Origin of the sequence: Echinicola jeungdonensis, from assembly GCF_030409905.1 — a bacterium.
GTDB classification, from domain to species: Bacteria; Bacteroidota; Bacteroidia; order Cytophagales; family Cyclobacteriaceae; genus Echinicola; species Echinicola jeungdonensis.
Genome location: NZ_JAUFQT010000006.1, coordinates 23,890 through 34,548 on the forward strand (window position 1 = coordinate 23,890; position 10,659 = coordinate 34,548).

The following is a 10,659-nucleotide window of genomic DNA, read 5'->3' on the forward strand; positions in this document are numbered from 1 at the left end:
ACATGGAAAAGTGTTTAAAATTATTACTTTTGCTGCTGTTGCTATCTTCTGGTGTTATGGCCCAGAAGATAGGGTTTGTAGACTCGGAATATGTGCTAAATAAACATCCTGAGTATAAAAAAATTCAGGAGGATTTAAAGGCATTGGGTAATGCCTGGAAAAAAGAGGCACAGAATTTGGAGCAGGAGATAAAAGAAATGTACAATTCCCTAAAAGCAGAAGAAGTTTTGTTGACAGAGGAAATGTACAATGAAAGATTGGAGGCCATTAAAGAAAAGGAAAAGGAAGCAACGGCCTTTAACACCCGGGTTTTTGGCATAAAAGGCCAATATTATCAAAAACAGGCCGAATTGTTGCAGCCCCTTCAATCTGAAATATTTGATGCTATCGACAAGGTGGCAAAAAGACAGGGAATAGCAATTATGTTTGACAAGGCGGCAGATTTATCTATGATTTATACCGACCCGGTCCATGATTACTCAGACTTTGTCTTGGAAGAATTAGGATTAGAAGAAAATAAATAAATTTAATTAAAAAAAATTATGAAATTAAGAATCATCCTTTCAGCGATTGCTTTGTTTGGCTTCGGTCTTGTAGCCCAAGCCCAGGATAATATTAAAATTGGATATACCAATGTTGAAGCTTTGATGAGCCTGATGCCAGAAATGGAGCAAATTGATGCTGATATCAAAGATTATGGTATGCAGTTGCAAACCAATATCCAAACCAAGACTCAGAACTTCCAAAGAGAGGTGCAATCTTACCAACAAGCTGCCCAAACCATGACAGAAGATGCTAGAGCAGCCAAGGAAAAAGAACTCCAACAATTGCAACAGGAAGTTCAGAAATATGAGCAAGATGCCCAGACTTCTTACCAAAGAAAATTGAGTGAATTGCTGGAACCTGTACAAAACAAAGTGTTCAATGCAATCAATTCTGTAGCTGCTGAACACAATTATTCCCATATCTTCTCTGAAACTGCTGGACAAGCTCCAGTGCTCCTATATACCAAGGAAGCAGATAAATTTACTGAATTGGTAGCTGAAGAATTGGGAATGATCTTCCAGAATCTATGCCTGAAAATCCTGAATTGCCAACAAGAGCTCCAGGAAATAACTAAAAAAACAAAGAAATCTTAGTAAAACCCGGGCCTTGTCCGGGTTTTTTTGTGCCCTTATCTTAAATCACATTGTAAACCATTATTTAAAAGCGGTAGATCCCTAAGTAAAGGTCAAAAAGTTCACTGACACTATCAATCAGGATTTAGAAATTCCCATTTCCAACTTAAATAAGGGCTTAATATTTATTTTATTTTCAACTTTAACCCTTTAGAAAATATGGCCAAGAAGAAATTTAAAGATATCATCAGGCACTCAGAAGAAGCCATTTTAGTTGATTTTTATGCGGATTGGTGTGGGCCATGCCAAACTATGAATCCTGTTTAGAAGAAGTGGCCGAAGAGTTCTCCGGAAAGGTAAAAATCCTAAAGGTAAATATTGACAAAAACCAGCAAGCTGCATTAAGTTTTGCTGTCCGGTCGGTGCCTCATTTTATCCTTTTTAAAAAAGGAAAAATCCTTGGAGAAAGGGTGGGGTGATGACAAAAAGGGATTTGCTTCAGAAACTAAAAGGTTGTGTTTAGAAAAAGATTTTTTAATATTTTTTGCTTTTGGGTTTCCAGGGAACCCAAAAGCAAAAAATATTAAAAAATCTTTTTCTAAACACAACCTTTTAGTTTCTGAAGCAAATCCCTTTTTGTCATCACCCCACCCTTTCTCCAAAGGATTTTTCCTTTTTTAAAAAGGATAAAATGAGGCACCGACCGGACAGCAAAACTTAATGCAGCTTGCTGGTTTTTGTCAATATTTACCTTTAGGATTTTTACCTTTCCGGAGAACTCTTCGGCCACTTCTTCTAAAACAGGATTCATAGTTTGGCATGGCCCACACCAATCCGCATAAAAATCAACTAAAATGGCTTCTTCTGAGTGCCTGATGATATCTTTAAATTTCTTCTTGGCCATATTTTCTAAAGGGTTAAAGTTGAAAATAAAATAAATATTAAGCCCTTATTTAAGTTGGAAATGGGAATTTCTAAATCCTGATTGATAGTGTCAGTGAACTTTTTGACCTTTACTTAGGGATCTACCGCTTTTAAATAATGGTTTACAATGTGATTTAAGATAAGGGCACAAAAAAACCCGGACAAGGCCCGGGTTTTACTAAAGATTTCTTTGTTTTTTAGTTATTTCCTGGAGCTCTTGTTGGCAATTCAGGATTTTCAGGCATAGATTCTGGAAGATCAATTCCCAATTCTTCAGCTACCAATTCAGTAAATTTATCTGCTTCCTTGGTATATAGGAGCACTGGAGCTTGTCCAGCAGTTTCAGAGAAGATATGGGAATAATTGTGTTCAGCAGCTACAGAATTGATTGCATTGAACACTTTGTTTTGTACAGGTTCCAGCAATTCACTCAATTTTCTTTGGTAAGAAGTCTGGGCATCTTGCTCATATTTCTGAACTTCCTGTTGCAATTGTTGGAGTTCTTTTTCCTTGCTGCTCTAGCATCTTCTGTCATGGTTTGGGCAGCTTGTTGGTAAGATTGCACCTCTCTTTGGAAGTTCTGAGTCTTGGTTTGGATATTGGTTTGCAACTGCATACCATAATCTTTGATATCAGCATCAATTTGCTCCATTTCTGGCATCAGGCTCATCAAAGCTTCAACATTGGTATATCCAATTTTAATATTATCCTGGGCTTGGGCTACAAGACCGAAGCCAAACAAAGCAATCGCTGAAAGGATGATTCTTAATTTCATAATTTTTGTTTAATTAAATTTATTTATTTTCTTCTAATCCTAATTCTTCCAAGACAAAGTCTGAGTAATCATGGACCGGGTCGGTATAAATCATAGATAAATCTGCCGCCTTGTCAAACATAATTGCTATTCCCTGTCTTTTTGCCACCTTGTCGATAGCATCAAATATTTCAGATTGAAGGGGCTGCAACAATTCGGCCTGTTTTTGATAATATTGGCCTTTTATGCCAAAAAACCCGGGTGTTAAAGGCCGTTGCTTCCTTTTCCTTTTCTTTAATGGCCTCCAATCTTTCATTGTACATTTCCTCTGTCAACAAAACTTCTTCTGCTTTTAGGGAATTGTACATTTCTTTTATCTCCTGCTCCAAATTCTGTGCCTCTTTTTTCCAGGCATTACCAATGCCTTTAAATCCTCCTGAATTTTTTTATACTCAGGATGTTTATTTAGCACATATTCCGAGTCTACAAAACCTATCTTCTGGGCCATAACACCAGAAGATAGCAACAGCAGCAAAAGTAATAATTTTAAACACTTTTCCATGTTTATCTAAACTGTTGTCCGATGGTAAAGTGGAACATTCCTCCACTTGGCTGGTCACTACCTGGTGCTGGATCAAACCCATATCCCCAATCGATACCCAATAGGCCAAAGGCAGCATAAAAATCCTTGCCCCAAAACCTGCAGATTTTTTCAAATCATAAGGGTTAAATTCTGCATATTTCCCCCAGTTGTTCCCTGCTTCAGCAAAGCCAAGTAAAAGATGGTTGCCGATGGGTTGGGAGAAACCAGGAACCTCATTTCCATTACATGTTTGTTGTAAACAATCCTCCAAAAGGATCTGCACCTGCCTGTCCTCTTGTTTCTCTTCCGGGAGTCAAGACCTGGTTTTCATAACCCCTCAAGCCTACAATTTCCTGGCCAAGGGAGAAGTTATTGAAGGTCATACCATCACCCCCCATTACAAATCGTTCAAGTGGGATAATTCCTATTTGTTGCCATAAGACCCCAGGAATCCCATATGGGTCCGGGCACTGACTACAAATTTGCTTGAACCAAACATAGGAGAGTAGAACTTGGCATCAAACATCCATTTATGGTATTCAAGCCATTTGTATTTCTCCTCATCCGGGATTCCCTGCTTATATTATTATTAAATGCTGAATATGGCGGTGTGAAGCTAGCACTAAGGGAAATATTGGATCCCGTCTTGGATAAATGGGGCTATCCACATTACTTCTGGAGACAGTAGTATTCAGGGTCAAACTGTTGGATTTCCCGGTAGCATAGCTCAACCCAAAGCTTCTTCCAAACTCATCAAACTCATATATCTGGAATTGGATGGAATTACTGATATTAAAGTAATCATCAGGCCAGGTCACCCGCTTGGCCAAACCAAGGGTCAGCCCGGTAATTTTGAAGAAACCAAGTTCATTTCCAAAGTTGGAGCGGTCGTATAGATCCAATTGCCTTTGCACGGAATGGTTAAAGCTAAAGGAAAGTGCATTGGGTTTCCTTCCTCCAAACCAAGGTTCGGTGAAGGAGAAGCTGTAATTCTGGAAGCTTTTTCCATTGGCCTGTACCCTAAGGGAAAGCTTTTGGCCATCTCCGACGGGCAGAGGTCTCCATTTGGAGAAATCACTGATATTTTTTATGGAAAAGTTATTAAATACCAATCCAACAGTTCCCACAAATCCATAGAAACCTCCCCAACCACCTGATAACTCGATTTGGTCATTGGGTCTTTCTTCCAGTTGGAATGTGATGTCCACAGTGGCATCCTCAAAATTGGGCTGCAAATTAGGTTCTATGGTTTCAGGGTTAAAATAGCCCACCTGCGACAATTCCCGTATGGTTCTAACCAGTAAAGACCTGTCAAATTTCTGCCCAGGCAAAATCCTGATTTCCCTCATGACCACATGGTCGGATGTCCTCTCATTACCCTCAATAGAAACACTATTTACAGTAACCTGAGGACCTTCAAAAATCCTCATTTCAATATCAATGGAATCTTTTTCCACATTGACCTCTACAGGTTCAATGGTAAAAAAGAGGTAACCATCATCTTGGTAAAGGGAGCTGATATCATCCCCTCTGGTGGGATCATAATTGATCCGTTTATCCAACAGTTCCTTATTATAAATATCCCCTTTATCAATCCCCAGCCTATTATGGAGTTCCTCATTAGAATGGATGTAATTACCGGTAAAGGTAATATCGCGGTAATAATACTGTTTCCCCTCCTCTAGCTCTATATCAATATTTACCCTTTGGGGATCAAAGGTGTACACAGAGTCCGGAGGATTTCTGCATCCCGGTAACCTTTGTTTTGGTAAAAGTTGATTACTTTTTCCTTATCCTTTCTGAATTCTTTTTTATTGAATTTGGAAGAATGAAGAAATTGAGTTTAAAGTTTTTATGGATATAGGTTTTTACCTCCTGATCAGTAACTGGATTTGTTTGAGAAATGGCTTTGGAAACATCTTCAGCATCTGCCTCAAACAAGCGGGTAAATAAATCCCTGAAAATATGAACACGGGCATGTTCATTGGTCTTTTTCATTTTTTTCTTGACCTTGGCATCAGCAAAATTTTCATTTCCAGCTATCTTGATTTCATTAATTTTGATCTTGGACTTTTGTCCACATCAAACCTTAGCTTAACACTGTTTGGAAAAGTGGTATCCCTTTCTTGCAATACTCTTACATCTGCATTTAGAAACCCTTTGTCTACAAAAAACTCCCTGATATTTCTTTTGGCAGTATTAAGCAGGTCATCACGAACCACCCTACCCCGAATATTGACCTTATCTCTAAGCTCACTTTCCTGGGTTTGGGTTACCCCACTGTATTCCACTCGGCTAAACCTGGGCCTTTCAGTCAAGTCTAAAAGCAAATAAATATCGTCACCTTCGATCTTGGTAACCATCACCTTGACGTCCCCAATAATTCCCTGGGACCAAAGCTTCTTCAATGCATTGGAAATTTCATCGCCGGGAACATTGATTTCATCGCCCACTTTCAGGCCAGAAAGGGAAATGATGGCCGTTTCATCCAAGGTAGAAAGCCCCACAGCCTTAATCTCAGCTATGGTGAACTTTTTTGGATTGGCATAATTTAAATCAACAATATCTACTGGTTTTTGAACGGAATACCTGCTTTGGCCCAATCTGATCTGGGCTTCGGCTATTCCGGCAAAAAGGAGTAAGCAGGCTACAATTAAGCTTCTTCTCATTAATCTTATGATTTTAACTGCGCTCCCGTTTTCCCGAAGCGTCTTTCTCTTTTTTGAAAATCTTTTACCGCTTCCAACAGGTGCTCTTTTCTAAAGTCAGGCCACAACACATCTGTGAAATACAACTCTGTATAGGCCAATTGCCAAAGCAGGAAATTACTGATTCTCAATTCCCCGCTTGTCCTGATCAATAATTCAGGGTCAGGATAATCCTGGGTATGTAAATGGGAAGAAATCAATTCTTCCGTCACTTCTTCCGGGTCAATTTTTTTGTCAGCTACTTTTGAACAATGCTTTTTACTGCTTCTTTTATTTCCATCTTCCACTATAGCTTAAGGCTAGGATCAGGGTTAAACCATCATTTGAGGCGGTTTTTTCCATGGCCTCCCTTAATTGGCTTGCCCTCTTTTGGGCAAACTGGAAAACTCCCCAATAGTTACTAGCTTGATATTGTCCTTAATCATGGCAGGACTTGGTCGGTAAGGGTCTTTACCAGCAGTTCCATGATAGCATTCACCTCCAACTTAGGACGGGACCAGTTTTCTGTAGAAAAGGTATAAAGGGTAAGGTATTGACGCCAAGAGTTTTAGCACCTTCTATGGTTTCCCTTACTGCTGTAATAGCATTCCGGTGGCCGAATACCCGTTGAGCACCTTTACTTTGTGCCATCGGCCATTGCCATCCATAATTACAGCTATGTGGTTGGGGATTCTTTCCTTGTCGATCGCTTCCTTCATTCCTGTTATTGTCCTAACTATATTTTTTTGGCGGTACAAAAATGGTATTTCTTTTTAATATTCTATCCCAAATGTCATTTAATTAATATTTATAACATTCCACCTGATGGAAGGAATAGCTTAAAGTAACACCTAAAAAATAGTACCAATCTTTGTCTGATTTATTGCCATAGTTAACCCCATACGGAGGTGGAACATCATAGGGGTCATCAGGATCAGGAACGTAATCAGGGTCAGGAAAGCGTGAAATATAATTTTCGTTATATTCTATTTTATCCAGAAAATCTGTCACTGTTGGTCGGAATCCCATTTCCAAGGCCAAAAAGAGCCTTTCCCTCAAATGGTATTTGATCCCTATACCAAAGGGAATAACAGGGGTACCCAGGGAATAACTTTCCTCAACACCTCCTTGTGGATTATCGGGATTTCCTCAAATGACCTCCCATTACCAAAGAACAGGGCATACCCAAACCCAATAAATCCATAAGGAGTATACCTGAATTTAGAATGTGGGGCTAGATAATCCAGGAAATGGAATTCCATAAGGGCATGACCCTCAATGAGGGTTCCCTTGAAAAAAGCATTTCTTGCCTCAGCCATGGCATCCAGTGGCCGAACACTATCTGCTGCATTCAAACGGGCTACCGAAGTCCCAAAACGGATACTCCAAACATTGTCAAAATTTCGCCTGCAAAAAACGTGCCTTGAAGACCTATCTGCCCGGGATCTACTCTCCGGATGATATCACCCGAATAAGTGGCAACCCCTAATCCCAGACCATATTCATTTTGTTGGGCTTGTAGGCTGCCGGGCATTATTAGAAAATACCAGGCTAACAATACCAACAAATACAATACACAATAGATTTTTGATTTTCCTCAAGACGCTGCAATTTATAAAGTACCCAACGAATAAAAAACCCACTTAAGTATCCTCAGGGTTAATTTATGTTAAAACTAATTCCTCATATCATATCCCCAATTCAGTTTTTTCCTTAGGGTATCAAAAAAACTGTAATCGTGGAATTTTACCAGTTTGGCAGAAAACCTTTCCCGTTTCACTGTCAACAAGGCTGAGGCGTCCACAGCGGTGGACCTTGAGTCCAATGAGATCAGAAACTTTTTGCTCCGTCCCTCTATCGAAAAACTAATTTCACTTTCATCTGAAACAATCATTGGTCTTACATTCAAATTATGTGGACTAACTGGCGTGATAACAAAATTTTTCGCCATAGGGGAGATCAATGGCCCTCCACAACTCAGGGAATAGCCTGTGGATCCTGTAGGAGTAGCCACTATCAGCCCATCAGCCCAATAACTGTTCAAGTATTCCCCATCAATGTATGTGTGAACGGTAATCATGGAGGAGGTATCCGTTTATGAATGGTGAATTCATTCAACCCATAGGGAACACCACTAAATAATGGCTTATCCGATTCCATCCGGATCAAGGTCCTGTCCTGAATGGTGTACTGCTGATCAAATAAGACTTCTATGGCCTTACCAACATCCTCTTTGGCAATGGTGGCCAAAAAACCCATCCTTCCTGTATTGATGCCCAATATTGGAATTTCATAAGCTCCCACCATGGATACCGTATCCAGGAGTGTACCATCTCCGCCTACAGAGATCACGAACTCCATAGATTCCAACTCTTTCCGGTTACCTAATATGGTAAATCCGGTAGCTTTTGCTCGGATTTCTTCATGGTTTTATAAAAGGCCTCGGTCAAAAAAACTTCCGCCTGATGATAATGCAATGCAGCGATTAACTGCTCAATATATGGAACAAATTCTTTTTGAAAACCTATTCCATGTATAGTAATCTTCATTGAGAAAATAGCTTTTAAATATCTAAAAAGCGAAGCAGGTTATCCAATCTGTCCTGCTCCCACTCACTCCCATTTCTTCCTGGTAATGGTCAATAATTTTATACCCAAAACGCTCCAATGTCGCTTTGATATGTTTTAAATCAATTTGGTCAACTTTTAGGGTCAATTTAATTTTATTTTCATCCAAAGGATCATTGGTTATAAAACTGCTAAGGATTTTGGTATTTTCAGACTCTATCACCCTTGCTATTTCATAAAGGCTGTATTCAGTCATCAACATGGACAAAACCAATACCCCTCCTTGGGTCTGAATAGCCATGGAGTCAGCAAAGGCAGCAATGGCATCCTCCAGGGTTACCACTCCATGGTAAGTATTTTCCCGGTCCACCACAGCAACCATATTAGTCTGAAATTCGGATGCCACTCTCAAAACATCATAAATATGTTTATCCTTAAAAACAAAGCAGTTGTCAGCCTCCAACTCCACCTCACCAATGGTCAACTCAGGGTTGTTGATATGGTAGATCATTTCATCGGTAATCAAGCCTTTAAATTTCCCTTCCTCGACCACCGGTAATACATTGGTACGAATTTCCTCCATCCAGGACAAGGCCATCTTCACCTTATCCGAATACTTCAATGGGGGGATTAAATTATTAATAAATTCGTACGCCTGCATGTTTAAAGATATTAAATTGAACTCATTTAATAAAACGTTAATCTTCAGTCCCTAGTTTTCAAGTATTAAGCTCTAATTGTCCGACACTAGCCATTACCTCTCTTGACCCAACACTTAATCCATAGTTTAAGTAGCTAATAATCAAACGATCCTTGCATTTAATATACATTAAATCGCTGAATATTTTCAAATTACCGAAAATTGGACCCCAATCTTTTTGCCAATGGCCTTGTAGGTTTGAGATAATACAAATGGATTTAATCCGGTTACTTTAACAAACCCCATCCAAAACAAGACAAAAAATAATAGTTGATCAGGAAAATTCCTGTTGGCAAAACACCCTTGCCCAATTGCAAATGATGTCAATTCCAAACTCTGTCAGGTAAGCTTCAGGGTGAAATTGAATACCTATAATTGGGAGGGATTGGTGCTCCATGGCCATTAAATTCCCTTCACAGGTTTCCAACAAAGGCTTCAAACAATTAGGCAAAGGCCCTAATTCCAGGGAATGGTAACGCGTCACATTAAAAGTATGGGGAATACCTTCAAAAACCGGATGGGGTCTTAGCTGCCTTACAGGAAAAACTTTCCCATGTACAGGCATAGCGCATTTAATGACCTTTGCTCCAAAATATTCTCCAATTGCCTGATGGCCAAGGCAAACTCCAAGCACTGGAATTTTATCATGATAATAATCCAGGATTTCCAAAAGATTTCCCGCCTTTGAGGGGGTTTCAGGTCCAGGCGACAGCACTAATCCCGCATAATTTTCCTTTTTCAAAGCGGAAAGGGGTAGATCATTTCGGACAACCTTAAGTTTCAAGCCACATTGCTTGAAATAATCCGCAAGGATATGGGAAAAAGAATCAAAATTATCAATCAGCAGTAGCATTTCCCCCTTCACTTATATCAATTAAATCCTGAATTCCCTCCATCGCATCACGAATGGCCGGGGTAAAAGTATCCAAAAGGTCAATCACTACCGGTGCTATAGGCTGAACAATAGGATATAGGGAAGATTCCTCCATTTTTTCTCGGGAAGAACCACCTCAAAAGAGTGGCCCACCCAGAATAACAAACTCACCATAAATGCCCATTTCAACATACCCAAAACGGCCCCGGCAAAATTATCAAAGGCTCAAGAATGGTCAAATCCATGGTTTTCTTGACCAGGTAGGCCAAAAGCCTGATGACTAAAACCACAAAAATAAAAATGATCAAAAAGGAGACAAATGGTAACATAAACGTAAGGCTTTCCACCCTTTCAGCCAAAATAGCTGCCCCCCAGTGCATAAATTTAAAAGCCAATACTAACCCCACAATAAAAGCCACCACAGAAAGCACTCCAATAAAAAGCCCCTGCTT

The 10,659-nt window shown here is 39.7% G+C and carries 9 protein-coding genes and 7 pseudogenes; 3 read left to right on the forward strand and 13 right to left on the reverse strand.

Going from position 1 to position 10,659, the window contains the following annotated elements; genetic code table 11:
- Positions 1–2 precede the first annotated feature (2 nt).
- The 3 genes and pseudogenes from QWY93_RS18570 (at position 3) to trxA (QWY93_RS18580) (ending at position 1,641) form a co-directional block, all read left to right on the forward strand.
- Entirely contained in the window at positions 3–524 is a 522-nt protein-coding gene (locus QWY93_RS18570) for an OmpH/Skp family outer membrane protein (protein WP_290247004.1), read from the forward strand.
- Positions 525–542: 18 nt separating this feature from the next.
- Positions 543–1,139, forward strand: a complete 597-nt coding sequence (locus QWY93_RS18575) for an OmpH/Skp family outer membrane protein (RefSeq protein ID WP_290249877.1) — start codon at positions 543–545, stop codon at positions 1,137–1,139.
- A gap of 198 nt (positions 1,140–1,337) precedes the next feature.
- A pseudogene (gene trxA / locus QWY93_RS18580) lies at positions 1,338–1,641 on the forward strand (thioredoxin).
- A 75-nt stretch (positions 1,642–1,716) separates the two neighbouring features.
- Here trxA (QWY93_RS18580) and trxA (QWY93_RS18585) read toward each other — a convergent pair.
- The 13 genes and pseudogenes from trxA (QWY93_RS18585) to QWY93_RS19895 all read right to left on the reverse strand — a co-directional run.
- Positions 1,717–2,022, reverse strand: coding sequence for a thioredoxin (gene trxA, locus QWY93_RS18585; protein ID WP_290247002.1), 306 nt, complete (start codon positions 2,020–2,022; stop codon positions 1,717–1,719).
- Positions 2,023–2,239: 217 nt separating this feature from the next.
- Positions 2,240–2,817: pseudogene (locus tag QWY93_RS18590) on the reverse strand (OmpH/Skp family outer membrane protein).
- A 19-nt stretch (positions 2,818–2,836) separates the two neighbouring features.
- Positions 2,837–3,358, reverse strand: a pseudogene (locus QWY93_RS18595) (OmpH/Skp family outer membrane protein).
- A gap of 2 nt (positions 3,359–3,360) precedes the next feature.
- Positions 3,361–6,048 (reverse strand): annotated as a pseudogene (locus QWY93_RS18600) (BamA/OMP85 family outer membrane protein).
- A gap of 5 nt (positions 6,049–6,053) precedes the next feature.
- Positions 6,054–6,785: pseudogene (gene uppS / locus QWY93_RS18605) on the reverse strand (undecaprenyl pyrophosphate synthase).
- Positions 6,786–6,867: 82 nt separating this feature from the next.
- A complete protein-coding gene (locus tag QWY93_RS19875) occupies positions 6,868–7,125 on the reverse strand; it encodes a DUF6089 family protein (protein ID WP_353959685.1) in 258 nt (85 codons plus the stop codon).
- A gap of 14 nt (positions 7,126–7,139) precedes the next feature.
- On the reverse strand, positions 7,140–7,421 hold the full coding sequence (locus QWY93_RS19880) for a hypothetical protein (RefSeq protein ID WP_353959686.1): 282 nt from the start codon (positions 7,419–7,421) through the stop codon (positions 7,140–7,142).
- 5 nt (positions 7,422–7,426) lie between these two features.
- Positions 7,427–7,600 (reverse strand): hypothetical protein, encoded by a 174-nt coding sequence (locus QWY93_RS19885; protein ID WP_353959687.1) that lies wholly within the window; start codon positions 7,598–7,600, stop codon positions 7,427–7,429.
- A gap of 141 nt (positions 7,601–7,741) precedes the next feature.
- Positions 7,742–8,615: pseudogene (locus QWY93_RS18615) on the reverse strand (NAD kinase).
- A 14-nt stretch (positions 8,616–8,629) separates the two neighbouring features.
- Positions 8,630–9,294: pseudogene (locus QWY93_RS18620) on the reverse strand (CBS domain-containing protein).
- Between the two features lie 313 nt (positions 9,295–9,607).
- The gene (locus QWY93_RS18625) at positions 9,608–10,186 is read right to left on the reverse strand and encodes an anthranilate synthase component II (protein WP_290247010.1); all 579 of its coding nucleotides are present in this window, start codon (positions 10,184–10,186) and stop codon (positions 9,608–9,610) included.
- Positions 10,170–10,322, reverse strand: a complete 153-nt coding sequence (locus QWY93_RS19890) for a hypothetical protein (RefSeq protein ID WP_353959688.1) — start codon at positions 10,320–10,322, stop codon at positions 10,170–10,172. Before QWY93_RS19890 ends, QWY93_RS18625 begins: the two co-directional genes overlap by 17 nt.
- Positions 10,323–10,392: 70 nt before the next feature.
- Positions 10,393–10,659 (reverse strand): CvpA family protein (locus tag QWY93_RS19895; protein WP_353959689.1); only part of this gene is annotated, 267 nt, incomplete at its 5' end.

What these genes read in the sequence shown, in the direction of transcription:
- QWY93_RS18570 (WP_290247004.1), top strand. Translation starts at nt 3, where the DNA reads ATGGAAAAGTGTTTAAAATTATTACTTTTGCTGCTGTTGCTATCTTCT.
- QWY93_RS18575 (WP_290249877.1), top strand. Translation starts at nt 543, where the DNA reads ATGAAATTAAGAATCATCCTTTCAGCGATTGCTTTGTTTGGCTTCGGT.
- trxA (WP_290247002.1), bottom strand. Translation starts at nt 2,022, where the DNA reads ATGGCCAAGAAGAAATTTAAAGATATCATCAGGCACTCAGAAGAAGCC.
- QWY93_RS19885 (WP_353959687.1), bottom strand. Translation starts at nt 7,600, where the DNA reads ATGCCCGGCAGCCTACAAGCCCAACAAAATGAATATGGTCTGGGATTA.
- QWY93_RS18625 (WP_290247010.1), bottom strand. Translation starts at nt 10,186, where the DNA reads ATGCTACTGCTGATTGATAATTTTGATTCTTTTTCCCATATCCTTGCG.
- QWY93_RS19890 (WP_353959688.1), bottom strand. Translation starts at nt 10,322, where the DNA reads ATGGAGGAATCTTCCCTATATCCTATTGTTCAGCCTATAGCACCGGTA.